11 protein-coding genes are annotated in these 17896 nt (G+C 42.9%); 5 read left to right on the forward strand and 6 right to left on the reverse strand.

Annotated elements, in window-relative coordinates:
- Positions 1 to 145 precede the first annotated feature (145 nt).
- Both BUB08_RS01990 and BUB08_RS01995 read left to right on the forward strand, forming a co-directional pair.
- On the forward strand, positions 146 to 805 hold the full coding sequence (locus BUB08_RS01990; protein ID WP_217651529.1) for a DUF4956 domain-containing protein: 660 nt from the start codon (positions 146 to 148) through the stop codon (positions 803 to 805).
- Entirely contained in the window at positions 802 to 1434 is a 633-nt protein-coding gene (locus BUB08_RS01995; protein WP_083570516.1) for a DUF2490 domain-containing protein, read from the forward strand. Before BUB08_RS01990 ends, BUB08_RS01995 begins: the two co-directional genes overlap by 4 nt.
- A gap of 10 nt (positions 1435 to 1444) precedes the next feature.
- On the opposite strand, the gene BUB08_RS02000 is transcribed toward BUB08_RS01995, so the two are convergent.
- The 5 genes from BUB08_RS02000 to BUB08_RS02020 all read right to left on the reverse strand — a co-directional run bounded on the left by BUB08_RS02000 (position 1445) and on the right by BUB08_RS02020 (position 8243).
- Entirely contained in the window at positions 1445 to 3205 is a 1761-nt protein-coding gene (locus BUB08_RS02000; RefSeq protein ID WP_072998431.1) for a carbohydrate-binding domain-containing protein, read from the reverse strand.
- 212 nt (positions 3206 to 3417) lie between these two features.
- On the reverse strand, positions 3418 to 3951 hold the full coding sequence (locus tag BUB08_RS02005) for an FKBP-type peptidyl-prolyl cis-trans isomerase (protein WP_083570517.1): 534 nt from the start codon (positions 3949 to 3951) through the stop codon (positions 3418 to 3420).
- 261 nt (positions 3952 to 4212) lie between these two features.
- Complete coding sequence (locus BUB08_RS02010) at positions 4213 to 6891, reverse strand: TonB-dependent receptor (RefSeq protein ID WP_072998435.1); 2679 nt, start codon at positions 6889 to 6891, stop codon at positions 4213 to 4215.
- Positions 6845 to 7729, reverse strand: a complete 885-nt coding sequence (locus tag BUB08_RS02015) for a FecR family protein (RefSeq protein ID WP_072998437.1) — start codon at positions 7727 to 7729, stop codon at positions 6845 to 6847. The genes BUB08_RS02010 and BUB08_RS02015 overlap by 47 nt, the downstream gene beginning before the upstream one ends.
- Before the next feature lie 13 nt (positions 7730 to 7742).
- Positions 7743 to 8243 carry an RNA polymerase sigma factor gene (locus BUB08_RS02020; protein WP_072998438.1) on the reverse strand — a complete coding sequence of 167 codons (501 nt, stop codon included), beginning with the start codon at positions 8241 to 8243 and terminating at the stop codon, positions 7743 to 7745.
- A 347-nt stretch (positions 8244 to 8590) separates the two neighbouring features.
- Between BUB08_RS02020 and BUB08_RS02025 the strand changes: the two genes are divergently transcribed.
- Together BUB08_RS02025 and BUB08_RS02030 are read left to right on the forward strand one after the other, a co-directional pair.
- Entirely contained in the window at positions 8591 to 10543 is a 1953-nt protein-coding gene (locus BUB08_RS02025; RefSeq protein ID WP_072998439.1) for a GNAT family N-acetyltransferase, read from the forward strand.
- Between the two features lie 147 nt (positions 10544 to 10690).
- A complete protein-coding gene (locus tag BUB08_RS02030; RefSeq protein WP_072998441.1) occupies positions 10691 to 11932 on the forward strand; it encodes a radical SAM protein in 1242 nt (413 codons plus the stop codon).
- A 134-nt stretch (positions 11933 to 12066) separates the two neighbouring features.
- Here BUB08_RS02030 and BUB08_RS02035 read toward each other — a convergent pair whose 3' ends face one another.
- Positions 12067 to 14238 carry a S46 family peptidase gene (locus tag BUB08_RS02035; protein WP_072998443.1) on the reverse strand — a complete coding sequence of 724 codons (2172 nt, stop codon included), beginning with the start codon at positions 14236 to 14238 and terminating at the stop codon, positions 12067 to 12069.
- 232 nt (positions 14239 to 14470) lie between these two features.
- On the opposite strand from BUB08_RS02035, the gene BUB08_RS02040 reads away from it, so the two are divergent.
- Positions 14471 to 17620, forward strand: a complete 3150-nt coding sequence (locus BUB08_RS02040; RefSeq protein WP_072998885.1) for a beta-galactosidase, LacZ type — start codon at positions 14471 to 14473, stop codon at positions 17618 to 17620.
- The last annotated feature ends 276 nt before the right edge of the window (positions 17621 to 17896 follow it).

The raw sequence follows: 17896 nt of genomic DNA on the forward strand, positions 1-17896 counted from the left end.
TCTCTTATATTAAAGAAACAACCAACCTCCTGGTTTTTGATGTAAACAAAACAGGCACAGACGGTAGGGAAAATCCGGTGTCGCCTGTATTAAATCAAGAGATCATCGTAACAATTGGGAACTGTTTCATCTAAAATCTGAGAAATTGAAAAGCTTTTTGTTTTATACGCTCTATAAGTTTATGGACACTAAACTGATAGACGTTGAAGACTTGCTGGAATTAGTTGCAAGATACTGCTTCAACCTGTTCATTATATTCATTATTGTCTATTTCATTTACTCAAAAAACAGCCGTCGTAAAGATTTTTACTTCAGCTATTATGCCATAAGTACAATCATTTTTACGCTCTGTTTTCTGTTGGCTAGTGTGAAACTGGAACTCGGTTTTGCACTCGGGCTGTTTGCTATTTTCGGGATTATCAGGTACCGCACAGACACCATTCCCATTAAAGAAATGACCTATTTATTTGTGGTTATCGGCATTTCTGTGATTAATGCACTTTCGGGGAAAAAAGTGAGTTACATCGAATTGCTGTTTACCAATGCGGCCATTGTTACCACCATGTGGATATTAGAAAAAATATTGATGCTTCGCCAGGAAGTTTCGCTGGATATTACCTACGAAAAAATAGATAATATTCACCGGCTTAACAAAGAAGAATTGCTAAAAGATATTGAGGAACGAACCGGGATAAAAATAAAAAGACTGGAGATTATGGAAATCAACTTTCGGAAAAACGTGGCAAAAATCAGAATATTCCACGACATCAACGATGTTAACGGCAACTCAAAAAGAAAATTATGAAGCGGATAACACTTACACTATTGACTGTTGTTTTCTTCTGCGCGGGCGCTTTTTCACAACGAATTTGGCTGGAAACTGCCGTTTCTGCAAAAGTGGTTAAAAACCTGGAAGTTTCGTTGTCGCCACAAATGCGTTTTAAAGAAGAACAGGGCCTCGACCAGTATTTTTTTGACACCGGGTTGGAGTACAAATTCAACAAATTTCTGGCTGCCGGAGCATCGTACCGGCTCGGAAACAACATTACCGGAAAAGGGAACACCAAAAGTTTCGGGCGCTTTGCCGTGGATGCAAAAACCGGGTACGACTGGAAAAAATCTGAAATTCAATTCAGATTGCGTTACACCAATGCCAACGATTTTGACAGCGACAACCAGAAAGAGGATAACCTGAGGTTCAGGTTAAAATATGAGTACAACATCAAAAAACTGAATCTGAAACCCGCAATTATCTGCGAACTATACCGTAACATGGACGCCAGAGAATTCAACAAAGCCCGTTACGAAGCAGGGCTCGATTACAAAATCAGTAAAACACACCGGGTTGGTACGTTTTTCAGGGTGCACGATTACCTCACGGAAAAAAATAAGTCAATCCAAATAATCGGATTGACTTACAAACTCAAGCTGTAATTATAATAACCTATCTCACTACTGTTACAACATCAGAAACAGAGAAGGTAGAAAAAAGTGACCCCGGGGTGTAAGTTCCGTCGGAGTATAATCCGTTTGACGGATTTCCGCTGTGGCTTCCTCCCAAATAGGCAGTGAATGACTTTCCCTTAACCAGATCGGGCGAAGAGTACAACACCAATTGATACTTTTTTGCCGGAGCAAAAGTTACCAGTTCATCTCCGCCATCGTTTTGAAAATGAACAAGCGTTCCGGCATTGTTCGTCGAAGAAAGAACTAATGCCACCGTATTCTGCGACGAGCCGGAACCCGGAGCCTGCGCCATGCCTGCACTCCCTGCCCCAATAAGTACGCCGCCATTCATGTTAAACGCCCTGTCGTAGTCAAGTATCCCGTTGTTATTGGAAGTTGGCCCGTGAACAATCACCGTTCCGCCAGACATTTCAATAGTTCCGTTTACATCTATTCCATCACCCGTTGCATTAATTGCAACTCTCCCGTCGTTTATATACAAATAGTAATTACCCGATGACGTAAAACCTCCAAATCCCGGTCTCCCCGTTGCAGAACCGTCATTTCCGCCTGCACAGTTCAGTCCGTCGTCGCTGGAAACGATGCTGATGTTTCCGCCATTCAATACAATAATAGCGCTTTCAATCCCTTCGTAAGATTTGGTAATATTGAAATCGCCTTTGTTAATGGTAATCTCGGTATCTGCATGCACACCGTCGTCGCCGGTTGAAATCTCAAAAACCCCGTCGTTTACCGTCAGGTATTCGTTTGAATGAATGGCGTCGTCAGCCGAACTCACAACAAAATTACCGTAGTCGATAATCAGGTTGTTGCCAGCTTTCAAACCTTTGGCCGAAACACCTGAATTGTATCCGTAACTGCTGCCACCACCAGATGTAATTGTAAAATCGCCGTTGGCAACCACCAAATCCGTTTCTGCCTGAACAGCATCTCCTCCCGAAGTGATTTCAAAACTTCCGGACTCGATGTGAATGTAACCTTTTGATGTATCGTCTTCGTTGTCCGATTTCAATCCGTCGCCTTCAACATCCAGTTTCAAAGTGCTGTTTTTCACAACCAGGTAGTCTTTTCCCCTGATTCCATCGTCAACCGCTTCAACAACCAAATTAACGTCTTTCAAAATCAAACCGTCCTTTGAAGAGACAGCATCATTGTAATTCCCTTTTATGGAAAGTTGTCCGTTTCCGTAGAGTGTCAAATCATCGGCACTGTACAACGTTGCTTTTGGCTCATCTTCTCCCGACGCGTAAACATATTCAGCCCCGTCGGCGAGTTCGTTTTCTGTGTCTTCGGCTAAAATCAACACCGTTTTTTCGGCGTTTTTTACGTACACCGCAGCGCTATTGGAGCAAGCGATGTTCGCACCTGACAAAATTATGCGCACGGTTTCATCGTTGTCCGAATCAACAATCAATTGACCGTTGTTTAGCGTGCCGGTTACTTTGTATGTTCCCCCGGTTGTTATGGTCACAACGCTGTTGGAAACCGTTGCCCCCGCCCCTTCCACAGCGATGGAACTACCGGACAAAATAATATTCACCACATCCGATTCATTCCACACATAGTCATCTGAACTCTCGTGGGTTTCCTGGTTTCCGTCCAGCACTTCGTCGGAAGAAGTGTCGCTTCCTCCGGGTACAATATCTTCTTCCTCGTTATCCGTAAATATTGAATCCTTGGTACATCCGGACAGCAGAAAAAGAAAAAACAGCCCTGCAAAAATGGATTTCTTTTTCATCTCATAAAAATTGTACGTTTTCAAATGTATTTATCTCGTTCTATCGTTTATCTCAAAAGTATTCGATAGAATTTGCAAGCTCATTTCGATGAAACTCCCATGATTTTAATGATGCTTTTTTTGAAACACGGGTGCATATTCGTTTCATTACTCTACTATTTCAAAATAAAAATTCTAATCAGCCTGCCGAAAAGCACAAAACAGGGGATTTCTCATTCTGTACTTTGTTGGTAGATATCTGCAAGTTCGAGTTCAAAAACAATGGGCGAATATGGCGGAATTGTTGTTGTGCCCGTGGAGCCGTAAGCCAAATCCGAAGGCATCATAAAAAGCCCGGTTGTTCCTTTATTTAATAAACTGATGGCGTTGTAAAACCCGGAAATAAGGTTTGCCGAACTGTAAGTGAATTTCCAGATTCCATCGTCGTACCAATACTCCGAAGTATCAAAAACACCGGAGTTCTCCGGAAAAAAACCAACATACTTAATCCCGATTGAATCTCCCGGCTGAACATAGTCGCCTTCGCCCTCTTCCAGAATAACATAATAAACTCCGGCTGCAGAAGTATCAACATCATATCCTCTGGCAAAAAGAGAATCAATATATTCGGAAATGATGGCAGCCTCCCGCTCCGGAGTGTAGTCTGTATCATCCTCGGGGAGCCCCAGGCACGAAATAACAGTCAGTCCAATTATTATTCCGATAAGAAATTTCAAATAGCTATTCATTTGACATAAATTATTCATTTTTATTTCGTTTCATCTGTATATTTTTTTATTTCTGAATGTTCAACAAAATTGTTTTACGCGCACTGTTCCTAAACAAACCAATTTATAATAATACAGGCCAGCAAAATTTTACCCTAAAAAAGATTGTGTTTTTATGCTGATAAAGGCAGGCATCCGGCAGTTGAATGACCGCTTAACGCAGAAATTTTCTACTGGAAAATCGAAAATAAAACCCGAAAATGTTCCTTTTTGTCAAGGGTTGACTGGCGAGCAAAAATGTTAAAAACGGAAATTCACGAAGAAATTAAATGTAAGTCCCTGCGCTTTTACCAGCGTTGATCGTTGCTCCTGCTGTCCCTGGAAACTAAAATCGCGGGTATAAATATCGAGGTAGTTGGCTGTGTTCATGGCATTCAGAATAGAAAGCCCGGGCTTGAGATTCCAGCCTTTCAGATTGAAATTGTAGTTTACCGAAAAGTCGATTCTGAAATAGTCGGGAAGCCTGCTGTAAGTTCGCGTTGTTGCAAAGTCAGCTGCTTTATCCGAATTGAAAACATAAGGAAGCCCGGAGGTAAACAACGCCAGCGAAGAGAGCGTCCATCTGTTTCGCGAGTAAATATTTGTCCATTTAATTTCGTGGGGACGATCGTATGCTGCAGGTATTTTACTTCCTCCGTTAATTTCTACAAAATGCTGAGTCGATTTACTCAACGAGTAAGCCAGCCAGGTGGTAAAGTTTACGCCTTCATATTTGGCGAGAAAATCAATGCCATACGCTTTTCCTTTTCCGGAGATAAACTCGCTCAGTCCCGGGTCGCTCATGTTTCCGCCAGGCAGTTTGTTCCCCGGCCGGTTCTCCGGATCCTGAAAAAACAAATACTCCTGCAAGCCGTTAACAGATTTGTAATACGCCTCTACATCGAAAAACAAATTCCCGGTTTTGTAGCTGGCACCTGCAATAAAATGATTTGACGAAACTACCGGATGCAACCGGTCGTCGGCCAGCACCCAAAAATCGCGGTTGTATCCGAAAGACTGCTCTGTGCTGGATTTATTCAAAAACTGAAAATACCTGCCCATCGCCAACTTGTACGAGAGGCCAAAATCGGTTTTATAAAATGCAGCAAACCTCGGCTCAAAATAGAATTTGCCTGTTCTGTTATACAAATTAAGGCGAACACCGGGCTTAACAAACAGTTTTTCGGTAAGAGAAATTTTATCCTGAACAAACCCTGAATACAACCACGCGGCATTATGAAGTTCGTTATAAATAAACTCCTGCGAGGCATCTTTGTAAAAGCCAAAACGGTTGTACTTTGCTGACAGGCCAAATTCCAGTTGATTATCAGAATTAACAAAATATTCGTTTTGCAGCGAAACAAAATAATCCGTCAGCTCATTGTTTTCGTTGGTAACCATGCTTCTTTCGGTTTCTTCAGACGGCGAAGAATCGGCATCCTGCAATTCGCTGGTGATTACCGATTTATTGAAGTAATTGTTAAAATACCCCGAATGCCCAACCTGCAACCGGCTAAACCAGCGCATGTTCCACTGCCGCCCCCATGAAAAACCGAAACCGTAGTTTCCCCACTCGTTCATATCTTCTGTACTGATTTTCAACCGGGTGTCTTCAGATTGATCCGAACTGTTTAAATGGTCTTTTGCTCCGTAGTAGCTGAAAGAAAAACTCTCCTTTTTATTGGGCGTAAACGTAAGTTTCAGGTTCTGATCGTTAAAATAGAATTCGGGCGTAATAACATTCATGTCCGGAAGAGGCAAGCGTCCCAGGTTATTTATTTTTCTATTCAGAATGTCTTTTGCAATCCACGACGAATAGATGTCGGAATAGGCTCTTCGAGCTGCAGCAACCAGGGTAATTTTTTTGGAAACAGGAATTTCTGCCGCCAGGTTTCCGCTAATCATATTAACACCGCCGTACAACTGCATTTTTTGCCGGTTTCCCGACTTACCGGTGATATCAACAATTCCTGAAATGCGCTCGCCGTAACTGGAATCGAAGCCGCCGCGGTACACCTGAATATTTTTTACGATGTTCGGATTCAGCGCCGAAAACACGCCAAAAAAATGGTCGAGGTTGTAAAGGGTAAACCCGTCGAAAAGGACGAGGGTCTGATCTGCTGCGCTTCCCCTGATATTCATCCGCGAGGAATTTTCCTGCATGCTGATTCCAGGAAGCAACTGCAATGCTTTAAAAATGTCAGTTTCCCCGTAATTTGGCAAATCAGAAAAACGGGAAGGATTGAAGGTAAAATGGCCGGCCTGCTCCGACAAGTCCACCATTTTCAGCTTATCTGCTTTTACATCAATTTGTGCAATAGCCTGGTCTTTTTGTACCAACCCGAATTCAAAAATTTCATTGTTGGCCGACACGGTAATCAGCGTATCCAATGCGTAATACCCCAGGTACGAAATCTGTAACGATAATTGATGTGGAAACCCGATTTGTGTACTAAACGTTCCGCTCACCGTAGAAAACAGCATTTGCTTTTTTGTTAACACACGCACCGAGGCGTAAGGCAAACGCTCTCCGGTTTCCCTGTCGAATATAATTCCCGAAAACAAAAACTCTTTGTTTTTCGATGCATCGCCGGCACGGAGACTTTCCTTTTTTAAAACCAGATAAGTGTTGTATTTGTATACCACATGGTAAGGAGTTCCCTTCAAAATTCCGGACAATATATTAAGCGGATCGTCTCCGGTAATTTGAGCGGAAACAGAATACCGGGCCAATTCTCCGGTATCAAACGAAATACGTATTCCAAGCGTGCTGGTAGCCTCATTTAAAGCATCCGGCACGGGAGTATTCTCAAAGAAAAATTCTTGTTGTTGTGATTTTGCGGTCAGCGGAAATACAAGTACGTACAATAATAAAAGCACCGAAAAGCCAATGCTAACTCTCTTCGGAAATAATAACTTCTTTATTGTTTTTAATTTCATACGTTAACCCCATCGGGCTGCAAACCACCTCAAGCGCCTGTTGTAAATTTTCGTTGGAAAAAAACACGGTAGCTGTGCGGTCGCTGGTCCCCCTGTACTCTATTGATACACCGAACTGTCTTTCCAACTCGGCAAAAATAGAAACAAGCGGCGTGTTCTCAAAATGAAAAATTCCCTGTTGCCACAGGCTTTTGAGCCCAATGTTTTCAACCTGCTCTTTTTCCAGTCCGTTTGGAGTTAATTTAACGGTTTCTCCGGGTACAATTATTTGGCTGCTGCTACCCGCTAAAACCCTTACCTTTCCTCTCATGCAGCTTACTTCAAAACGATTGTCACGCGATAAAACATTCAGTTGGGTACCCAAAATTTCGACCTTGCCGTTTTTCGTTTTTATTATAAACTTTTCTCCTTTTTTAACATCAAGAAAAGCTTCTCCATCCAATTTTAGCGTTCGCCGCGACGAAAACGGGCGTTTAGACCACACTATTTCGGAAGAAGCGTTTAACGTAACAGCAGTTCCGTCGGGCAAAGTAAGTGCGGTATGTTCTGCAAATCCGGCGGTTGCTTTCTCCCGCGAAAAAATCACAAACCCCGAATACGCAGCAACTAGCAAAACGGCAATTGCCGCTGCAGCTCTCAAAATGCGCACCGTGGGGTACATTTGTCTGGATTTTTGCTGCGCTTTCCCTTTTAAAATTGCTTCAAGCACCTCCTCTTCCGGCTTGCCTTGCGGAGTAGTAAGCCCGCCCGACACGCGCAAGATGCGTTTTTCCAGTTCAACCTCTCTTAAAAAGTCGCCTGAAATATTTTTTTCGTTGGAATCGTTCCTTTTATTCATGGCACATTCCTCTTTAAATATCGTACTCAATATACTTTTTTAAACCACCCAGGGCATTTTTCATCCTCTTTTCAACCGCTTTAACACTCAGTCCCAGATTTTCCGCAACCTGGTTGTATGTCAACCGGTCGATCCTGTTCATCAGAAAAACAACCCTGTCTTTTTCCTTTAGCAATCCGATTGCTTTTTGCAACCGCTCGTCAAATTCTTTCATCTCCATTTCGTATTCGGGAGACGCTTCGTAACCGTTATTCCTGTAATTGTTCGCAAATTCAAATACCACATATTTATGCTCCATCTGATTCTTACTCAGGTTGGCAGCCATTGTGTAAAGCAAAGACCTGACCGTCTTACTTTTAATCTTGCTTTTCATTTCCCAAATTTTGGCAAAAACATCCTGGGCAACATCATCGGCAAGTTCAATATCACCAGTTTTGTAATAGACAAAATTTCGAATGGGCCCGTGCATTTGCCTAAACAATTCAATAAATTCATTCTTATCAATACCCGGCATCAATTATTTTTTCAAAAGCAACATTAATACTTTCTGTTTCAAATATAATACAGGCGAACAGAAATCTACCCTAAAATCTTTCTGCATAAATGTGTTTCTACAGCAACACGCAGTCACAACTGCTAAACACAAACTAAACACCGTGCAAATTCTGAAGCATTAAACGCATAAAAATTTCCACACAAAAGAAAAAGCAGAATTCAATTTTCAAAACAAAGCAACACTCTAAAAATCAACAAATTACCAACAACGACTACAAAATTACATTTTCTTTAAATATTACCTGCGGGAAGTAATCTTCAATATGAAAATGAACTACATTTGATCCAGTTTTTTAAAATCAAGAAATGAAGATAACAATCAGAGAATCAACTACAAATGATTTGGATTTTCTAGAGAAGCTGGAAAAAGACTGCTTTCCCGAATTCCAACAAAGTACCCGCCGGGCCATACGGTACAGTTTAACAAGCCCGATACAAAAAGTTATTGTTGCAGAAATACAGAACGGAAAAGGGAAAAAACCGGTTGCTTCCGCTACCTTTTATCTTCATTCCAAAACGCTGCGGATTTTTTCCATTGCTGTTTTGCCCCAGTATCAGGGGAAAAGTATCGGGAAACAGGTACTCGACTATTCGGTTAACCTGGCACGTTCGCGCAAAATAAGCCGCATTTCGCTGGAAGCGCGTAAATCCGACAGTAAATTACTCCAATTTTATGAAAGCGCCGGTTTTAAAGGCACTGAAGAGCTCCCCGATTATTACATGAAAGGAGAAGATGGCCTGCGCATGATTATGCATCTGGACGAAAACGGCGACAAGCAGAGCATCTCAAATATTATTGTTGTAAAAGACCCCAAAAACTGGGATCTAAAAATTGAAGGTGTAGAAGTTGTTTCATCCCGCAAATACATTACCAGTCCCGAATACCAGTCGCTGAAAAACGTACGAATTTTTAACCTGAGCAACTCCTACCAGTATCAAAAAATGGGTTACTACGTGTCGTTGCTTGCGTCTGCGCGCGACCACCGTATTATTCCAAACGTAACTACGTTGCGCGACTTCAGCAGCCAATCGCTGATTCGTTCCCTTTCGGGTTACATCGACGAAGACATTCAGAAAACGCTCAAACACATCGATGGAAATAAGATAAGCATATTTGTGTACTTCGGAAAATCGGTTAACCCGCGGTTCAGGTACCTTGCCCACAAACTCTACCACATGTTTGAAGCTCCGTTGTTGCAAATCGATTTTGTAAAAACCGAAAAATGGCTCATCCAAAAAGTAACGCCGCTAAGCCTGAAAAAAGTAAACCCCGACCACCACGAAAAAGTACAGGAATTTGCCCGCGACTACTTCTCTAAAAAACGTTTCAGCCGTCCGCGTTTCAAAAACTACAAATACGATTTGGCCATTTTGGTAAACCCCGAAGAAAAAAACCCGCCGTCGAACCACGAGGCCTTGAAAAACTTCAAAAAGGCTGCGGAAAAGGAAGGTTTTTTCACCGAGTTTATTACGAAAGACGATTTCAGCCAGCTCTCGGAGTTCGATGCGCTTTTTATCCGCGAAACAACAGGAGTAAACGACCACACCTACCATTTTTCCAGAGCTGCTTATGCCGAGGGGCTGGTGGTAATCGACGATCCCTGGTCTATTTTACGGTGCTCCAACAAAATTTTTCAGAACGAACGCTTAAAGCAAAACAAAATAAAAACCCCCGAAACAGTAGTCCTTTCAAAATCGGCATACCGCAAATTGCAAACCGCTCACCTCAAATTTCCACTGGTTTTAAAGCAACCCGACAGCGCTTTTTCACTGGGTGTTGAAAAAGTAAATACCCCTGAAGAACTGGACATTTCGCTAAAAAAACTGTTTAAATTATCTGACCTGATAATTGTTCAGGAATTTATGCCGTCTGAATACGACTGGCGAATAGGCGTGCTTGACCAGGCTCCACTCTTTGCCTGCAAATATTACATGGCAAAAAACCACTGGCAAATTCTAAACTGGGAAAGCGAAACCGAAATAGAAGGTAATGCCGACACGGTGGAGTTGAGCGAGGTGCCCGAGCAAGTGATAAAAACTGCGGTTAAAGCAGCATCGCTTATTGGCGACGGACTTTACGGAGTAGACCTAAAAATGCTGAATAACGAAGTGTATGTAATTGAAATCAACGATAATCCGAATATTGATGCCGGTGTTGAGGACGTGGTGCTGAAAAACCGGCTCTACGAAAAAATCATGCACTCGCTGGTTAACCGAATTGAAATTAACCGTAATATTGCGCAGTTTGTAACAGTATAAAACTGATGGGCAAAACTCGCAATTCAAATTTCATAAATAATATTCAGAAGGCACTCCTTCTGTGCCTTTACATTTTCTCCGAGTTATAAATATGTTTCGTTTCATTCAGGCTAAAAAAATCCTTTTTGACGACGAAACATATTTAAAATGAATCCATACACAACTTACTTAAACAGTCTTGTTAACAAAAACAAAGACAACTTTGCAGGCTACTCCTCTATAAAATGGCTAAACCCGTACCACGAAACCGAAGCGCTTCAAAAACGGGAAGAGCTATTAAAAAAACTGGAAGACAACCAGTTGTTTCATGACACAAAACCTTTTCACCATCAAATTTCTGAAGGGTGCAGGTTGTGCGGAACCGGAACCTGGAGCTGCCTGTTTATTACCAACAAATGCAACGCCGGCTGCTTTTATTGCCCAGCCTCGCAGTTAAAAGATGAAATACCGGCAACCCAGAGCCTTACATTTGAGGTAGCTGAAAGTTACGCCGATTACATCAACCTATTCGGTTTTAAAGGCGTTAGTTTCAGCGGAGGAGAACCGCTGCTCTTTTTTAACCGCACCTTGCATTTCCTTAAAACTGTCAGGAAAATGTGTTCGCCCGACATCTACATCTGGATGTACACCAACGGAATTTTGGCCGACGAAAACAAGTTCAGACAGCTTGCCGACGCCGGCCTTAACGAAATCAGGTTCGATATTGGCGCCACCGGATACAGCCTGAACAAATTGCAAATTGCCAAAGGAATTATCCCTCACATTACGATTGAAATACCGGCAGTGCCAGAAGAAAAAGAAAGGCTGAAAGCAATGCTTCCGGAGATGATTGACGCCGGAGTAACCAACCTGAACCTGCATCAACTGAGGTTGACAAAACATAATGCCGAAAAAATGCTCGCACGCAATTATACCTTTGTTCCAGCCGAACAGCCGGTGGTTCTGGAATCAGAACTGGCTGCACTGGAGATTATTGATTTTGCCCGGGCCAACCGCCTCAAAATAGGAATTAACTACTGCTCTTTTTTCTTTAAAAACAGGTTTCAGTCAGCCGGATTTCGCCGAATACTTAACAACACGCTAGCGCCCCGAGGATCATCGGTTTCCGAAAAAGGATTTATCCGGGAATATTCAGAAAACGCTGTCACCTACAAAACGTTGAAACTAAGCGAGGAGAAGCCGGCAGGAGAATTCAAAGAGTTGCTGCTCTCTCAAAAAAAGTGCTTCATTAGTGAAGAGACAGCGGCAAAAATTCATTTACCCGATGCACAAACGAAAGCGGAAGCAACTCAACTGATTCAGGAAAAAAATCCGCAGATACCGGAAGACGAACGGTTGTTTCGAATCTGGCAAATGGAACATATTGAAAAAGGACTGCGAGAGCTTTAATCTAATGCGCGCAAAGCAGCTTGGTTGTTCAATGCTATAAAACCTGGCTGCGTTTACAGGTTCCCGACTCGCCAGCGTGCTTAGCACCTGACAACGTCGAGATGCCAAGAGAGGTACTGCGGAACCAGTAAAAGCTACTCTGCTGCAACGTTTGCTTTCCCGCCTACCAGTTCCATTTCTTCCAGTAAGTATCCGGCCCCGGCAAATTTATCAATCAAAAACAGAGCGTAGCGAATGTCGATGGCAATGTTGCGCGACTGTTCCGGGTCGTACATAATGTCGCTCATGGTACCTTCCCAGCAGCGGTCAAAATTCACCCCAATAAGCTGCCCTTCTGCATTTACAACCGGGCTTCCCGAATTTCCTCCGGTAGTGTGATTGGATGCTGTAAAACAAACCGGCAGGTAACCGTTGGCAGCATAACGCCCGTAATCTTTTGCCCGATACAACTCTTTCAGTCGCTCAGGCACATTGTAGTCGTAAATATCCGGATTATCTTTTTCTATGATTCCGTCAAGCGTAGTGTAATATTTGTATTTTACGCCGTTGCGCGGCTCGTACCCTTCTACTTTTCCGTAAGTCACACGCAGGGTCAGGTTGGCATCCGGATACAGCGGCTGGCCTTTTTTCATTTCCATAATACCGGCCATGTATATTTTCATGTTTTGGTTGATGCGGCCGTTGAGTTCTTCCACCACCGGTGCAATCTTTGTTTCGAAATGGCTACTCAGATTGCTGTAAAGTTCCACCAGCGGATCCTTCTTTAGCGCCAGCAACTTCTTTTTATCTCCGGCTTTCAAAATCTCTGTGAGTTGTTGTTCGTCGGTCAGCACCGATTTCCGGTAAATCTTTTGTAGCATTTTCTCTCCCCGGTTTTTGGCCAGCACTTCGTTCAGGTATCCGGGAACAAATTCAGGGCTCAGATCGGTTGAAAGCAAAGGCAACAAAGTTTCAAAAAGCTGCTCATCAACAGGCTGATGAAAATCTTTAAAGAATCCGGGCAAATATTCAGTCACACTTTTCGTCTGGTTTTCCAACGACTTTATTTCGCCACTTTCGATACTGCCGGCAAGGCTGTTAACCCGGGATGCTATGCGAAATATTTCGATGCCACGCACCATAATTTCCGAATAATAGTCAGCCGCTTTGATGTAGTTGCCGTATAGAAAATACAATGCGTCAAAGTTTTCAAACACCTTTTTGTATTCGTTTTCCCAGGTGTTGTTTGCAACAGCCCACTCTTTGAACTCTTTTTCAAATGCCAGTTTTTTATTAACTGCATCCAGGCGTTCCAGCCCTTTTATTTCGCCCTGCCATTTTTTCCAGGCATTGCTCACAGAGGCATGTTTTGCCGAATACTGAATGCGTATTTTCTGATCCGACTTCATGGCTTTGTTAAAAATCGCCAGTTTCTTTTCGCGGATTGCAATCCGGTCGGGATCGCGCTGGTTCTGAATAATATTCACTTCGTATGACGGGATGTACTCCTGGGTACTGCCGGGGTTGCCAAATACCATAGTAAAATCGTTGTATTGAATTCCATCCAGCGAAATGGGAAAAAACTTTTTCGGCTGAAACGGAACATTATCGGGAGAATAATCTGCCGGCTCGTTATTTTTATCGGCATAAACCCGGAATAGCGAAAAATCGCCGGTGTGCCGGGGCCACATCCAGTTGTCGGTATCTCCGCCAAATTTTCCGATAGCTGACGGCGGAGCGCCTACCAATCGCACATCGCGAAAAACCTTGTAAACATACAGGTAATACTGATTGCCATAAAAAAGCGGTTTCACCTGTGTCATGTATTTACCATCTACCGAAGCTTCCTTTTGCACTGCGGCAATGTTCTCTTTCATTCGCTTTTCCCGCGCCCCGGTTTCGAGAACTTCAGTACCTTCCAGCACCTCATCGGTTACATCTTCCATGTATTCCAGAAATCGCACCGAAAGACCGGGATTTGGCAACTCTTCGTCCCTGCTCATGGCCCAAAAACCATCGGTCAGGTAATCATTTTCCACCGAGCTGTGAGACTGAATCTGCCCGTACCCGCAGTGGTGATTGGTAATTAGTAATCCTTCCGGAGAAATCATCTCTCCGGTGCAGCCGCCGCCAAAAACCACCACGGCATCTTTCATGCTGGCATGATTAATATCGTAAATATCCTGAGCCGAAAGTTTAAAACCCATTTCCTGCATTTCGGCCAGATTGTACTTTTCGAGCAACAGGGGAATCCACATGCCCTCTTTCGCAGAAAGAGAACCCAATACAAAGAAAACAAACAAAACAGAAAGCTTCAGACTTCTCATTTTTTAAACGGTTTTATCACAATGAAATGCAAAAATATAAAAACTTAAGCGCCAAGGGCAATAAAATGGTCAAACAGAAACGGTTTTAATTTCTGACCGTTTCTTATAAATGAATCGCCAAAAACAGGAGTTAACCATTAAATTACCAAGGTATGGTAACATATCACAAAAATTATACTTTTGTAAAATTACAAAAACAGTATTCTTAACTTTTGAAATTTTTTTAAAACAGATGAAATTTTTAGCCTTTTCTCTACTGCTATCAATTGCACTGGGCAGTTTCGCACAACAAAATCCGGATTGGGAAAATCCGGCAGTTTTTAACAAGAACAAGGAAAAGCCACACGCAACGCTAATGCCTTTCAGAAGTGTTGAGGAAGCCTTGTCGCAAAAGCCACATCAATCTGTGTTTTACAAAACACTCAGCGGCACATGGAAATTTAACTGGGTACGCAAACCAGCCGACCGCCCTGTTGATTTTTACAAAACAGATTACGACGTATCCGGCTGGGACAACATCCCGGTTCCATCGAACTGGGAACTGGAAGGTTACGGAATTCCGATTTACGTAAACCACCAGTATGAATTTGCCGACCACAAAGCACCGGTTTCTGACGAAATTAAGTTTATTGACAATCTTTACCCTGCCAACCCCGGCCAGGTTCCGCACGATTACAACCCGGTGGGTTCGTACCGAAGGACTTTTACCGTTCCTGAAAGCTGGAACGGACGCCGCGTTTTTATCCAGTTCGGTGCTGTAAAATCGGCTTTCTACCTCTGGATAAACGGACAAAAAGTGGGCTATTCGCAGGGAAGTAAAACTCCGGCAGAATGGGACATTACCAAATACCTGAAAGAAGGAGAAAATGTAATTGCGGCCGAAGTTTTCCGGTGGTCTGACGGCTCGTATTTGGAAAGCCAGGACTTCTGGAGAATTAGCGGGATTGAACGCGATGTTTTCCTCTACTCCACTCCTGAAGTTCGCATCCGCGATTTCTTTGCCAAAGCCGACCTTGATTCGGAATATAAAAATGGCGTTTTCAGCCTCGATGTTGACCTGAAGAACCAGGTTTCCAGGCTGCGTTCTGGCAATTACAAAGTTACCTACCAGATTTTTGATGCCGAAAATTCAGTAATTGCTTCAGACGAAATGGAGGCTAAAATCAACCGGAAAGAAGACCTTTCACTCACCTTCAATAAAGAAATTAATAACCCGCTGAAGTGGACTGCCGAAACTCCAAACCTCTACTCACTGGTAATCAGCCTAAAAAATGATGACGGAGAAACTACCGAAGTTGTTACTTCAAAAATCGGTTTCCGAAAAGTGGAAATAAAAGATGCTATCTTTTACATCAACGGAGTAGCAGTGGCCATTAAAGGTGTAAACCGTCACGAACACGACCAGTACAACGGCCATGTTATTAGTGAGGAAAATATGATAAAAGAAATTGCCCTGATGAAGCAATTCAACATAAATGCAGTGCGTACCAGCCACTACCCCAGTTGTGAACGCTTTTACGAGCTTTGCGACGAGTACGGGCTGTATGTTACCAACGAAGCCAACATCGAATCGCACGGGATGTATTACGGCGAATATTCGCTGGCCAAAAAGCCTGAATGGACTGCAGCTCATGTTGACCGTAACATGCGCATGGTTGAACGTGACAAAAACCACCCCTCGGTAATTGTTTGGTCGATGGGGAACGAAGCCGGCGACGGAATTGTGTTCAGCGAAGTTTACAAAACCATTAAAGAACGCGACACTTCCCGCCCAATCCATTACGAACGCGCCATTATGGGCGATAATACCGACATTTTTTGTCCGCAATACCCCGGCGTTAGCACCTTGAAAAAATACAAGGAAAAGAAACAAACCAAGCCATTTATTTCCAGCGAATATTCGCATGCCATGGGTAACAGCAACGGTAACCTTGCCGACCTTTGGGATGTTTTTAACGAAGACCGCAACGACCAGTTGCAAGGTGGTTACATTTGGGACTGGATTGATCAGGCATTGGTAAAAAAAGCCGACGACGGAACTGAATTCTGGGCTTATGGTGGTGATTACGGCAAGAATATGCCAAGTGACGCAAACTTCGTTTGCAACGGAATTATTTCTGCCGATTATACACCCCACCCCGCTATTTGGGAAGTAAAATATGCGTACCAGAATATCCTTTTCAAACAAACAGAAAAAGGCTACCAGGTAACCAATTACCATGATTTCTCGGATTTAAGTAACTACGAAATTTCGTGGACCATTTCAGATAATGGTGTAAAAAAATACTCAGGCACATTCGACGATGTTAACTTGCAACCGGGAGAAAGTAAAATTCTGGTTTTCCCTGTTCCGGCAATGGCTTTGATGCCCGGCATTGAACGCTTTGTAGATTTTTCGGTAACACTGAAAAACGACCAGCCGTTCCGTCCTGCAGGTTTCGAAGTAGCTCACGAACAATTTAAAATGGAAGGTGATTTTGCTCCTGTAACAACAGAAGAGGAATCAGGCAAATTAACGCTGAACGAACAGGGTAATCTGATAAAAATAAATGGAACAAGCTTCGACATAACCTTTGACAAAGCAGAAGGCACACTCGCTTCGTATGCCGTAAATGGTGTTGAATTATTGCAGAAAGGCCCGCAGGTAAATTTCTGGCGCCCGGCCAACGATAACGACAAAGGAAACCAGATGCTAAACCGACTGGGTGTGTGGCGCGAAGTGAGCCGCGAAATTAAACCGGCCGCCGTTAAAACCCAAAATACTGAAAACGGTGAAATAGTAATTACTGTTGATTACAATCTGGAGAAAGTGAAATCGACACAAAAAGTAGTTTACACCATTCAAGGAAACGGTAAAATTGAAATACACAGCGCCTTTTCAACTACCGAAAAAGAGTTGCCCGAAATGCCACGCGTGGGAATGCGTTGGAAAATGCCGGTAAATTTCGACAACCTGGAGTACTACGGACGCGGGCCGCAGGAAAACTACATCGACCGTAACCGCAGCGCTTTTGTTGGTATTTACGGAGGAAAAGTTGCCGACCAATATTTCAATTACGTACGTCCGCAGGAAAATGGCTACAAAACAGATACCCGCTGGTTTGTGCTCAGAAACGAAAACGGTTGGGGCATTAAAGTAACAGGAAAAGCCCCGATTGGATTCTCTGCACTGCATAATCCGATTGAAGACTTCGATATGGAAGATATGAACGACTACCGCCACACCAACGACATTGTAAAAAAAGACGGAGTGTTTATTACCACCGATATGAGACAAATGGGAATTGCCGGCGATAATTCGTGGGGAGCACGCCCATACAAACAGTACACAATTCCGGCACAGGATTACGAATTTGAATTTACCATTGAACCTGTGTTTTAACAAAAAACATTAGTTTGCTTTAACAGCGACAGGAAAGGCCGTGTCAAAACCAGTTTTTGAGACGGCCTTTTTATTGCATTCAAACGCCCAAAATTTAACTACTTTATTTCTTGAATGCATTCAGATTAAAAACCAATCTTTCCGAATATTTAGTAATGCATTGGCGACCAAATGCACCAAACACGCTGTACTTATTTTTATTTTTTTTTACCGTTTCTGCCTCTTTTACTGCAATTAAATAGCAACAGTTTTTTCTGTTTTTCTTAAATTGCTTTG

It is taken from the genome of Mariniphaga anaerophila, assembly GCF_900129025.1.
Taxonomy (GTDB): Bacteria; Bacteroidota; Bacteroidia; order Bacteroidales; family Prolixibacteraceae; genus Mariniphaga; species Mariniphaga anaerophila.

What these genes read in the sequence shown, in the direction of transcription:
- BUB08_RS02005 (WP_083570517.1), bottom strand. Translation starts at nt 3,951, where the DNA reads ATGAATAATTTATGTCAAATGAATAGCTATTTGAAATTTCTTATCGGA.
- BUB08_RS02020 (WP_072998438.1), bottom strand. Translation starts at nt 8,243, where the DNA reads ATGCCGGGTATTGATAAGAATGAATTTATTGAATTGTTTAGGCAAATG.
- BUB08_RS02015 (WP_072998437.1), bottom strand. Translation starts at nt 7,729, where the DNA reads ATGAATAAAAGGAACGATTCCAACGAAAAAAATATTTCAGGCGACTTT.
- BUB08_RS02040 (WP_072998885.1), top strand. Translation starts at nt 14,471, where the DNA reads ATGAAATTTTTAGCCTTTTCTCTACTGCTATCAATTGCACTGGGCAGT.
- BUB08_RS02010 (WP_072998435.1), bottom strand. Translation starts at nt 6,891, where the DNA reads ATGAAATTAAAAACAATAAAGAAGTTATTATTTCCGAAGAGAGTTAGC.
- BUB08_RS02035 (WP_072998443.1), bottom strand. Translation starts at nt 14,238, where the DNA reads ATGAGAAGTCTGAAGCTTTCTGTTTTGTTTGTTTTCTTTGTATTGGGT.
- BUB08_RS02025 (WP_072998439.1), top strand. Translation starts at nt 8,591, where the DNA reads ATGAAGATAACAATCAGAGAATCAACTACAAATGATTTGGATTTTCTA.
- BUB08_RS01995 (WP_083570516.1), top strand. Translation starts at nt 802, where the DNA reads ATGAAGCGGATAACACTTACACTATTGACTGTTGTTTTCTTCTGCGCG.
- BUB08_RS02030 (WP_072998441.1), top strand. Translation starts at nt 10,691, where the DNA reads ATGAATCCATACACAACTTACTTAAACAGTCTTGTTAACAAAAACAAA.
- BUB08_RS02000 (WP_072998431.1), bottom strand. Translation starts at nt 3,205, where the DNA reads ATGAAAAAGAAATCCATTTTTGCAGGGCTGTTTTTTCTTTTTCTGCTG.